This is a genomic window from Mesorhizobium sp. M1365, assembly GCF_040317865.1.
GTDB lineage: Bacteria > Pseudomonadota > Alphaproteobacteria > Rhizobiales > Rhizobiaceae > Mesorhizobium.
Map to the genome: position 1 here is coordinate 1 of NZ_JAMYLG010000122.1, position 588 is coordinate 588.

Sequence of the window (588 nt, forward strand, 5' to 3'; positions counted from 1 at the left end):
GCAGTCGGGCGAGGACGTCGGCGAGCCAGGCCTGCGGGTCGACATCGTTCATCTTGGCGCTGACGATCAGGCTGTAGAGAACGGCCGCGCGCTGTCCGCCGCGATCGGAACCGCAGAAGAGCCAGGACTTTCTGCCGAGAGCGATGCCGCGCAGGGCTCGCTCGGCTGCATTGTTGGATAGGCAGATCCGCCCATCGTCGAGGAACCGGGTGAAGGATGACCAGCGGCGCAGCATGTAGTTGAAGGCCTTGGTCAGGTCGTGCCCGCGCGAGAGCTTGTCGCGCGTCTTGATCATCCAGCGCTCGAGCTCGGTGACCAGCGGCGCGCTCCGCTCTTGGCGCACGGCGTGGCGTTGGGCCGGCGACAGGCCGTTGATCGCGCGCTCGATATCGAACAGGGCATCGATGCGCTTCACGGCTTCGACCGCCAGCGGATAGACCAGGTTGGGCTTCTCGCCGTGCGCCTTCTTGCGCGCCGCCGCTTCGACATCGGCCAGCTCAAACACTTTGCGCCGGCTGTGGGCCCAGCAGCTGGCCTCCAGAACAGGCGCCGGCTGACGACCCGTCGCATAGAGATCGCCATAACCAC

1 protein-coding gene is annotated in these 588 nt (G+C 66.3%); it reads right to left on the minus strand.

The genetic code is table 11. The annotated features are described in order from the left end of the window. The coding region (tnpC, locus tag NKH04_RS33165; RefSeq protein WP_353045617.1) for an IS66 family transposase at positions 1-588 on the minus strand (588 nt) is incomplete at both ends.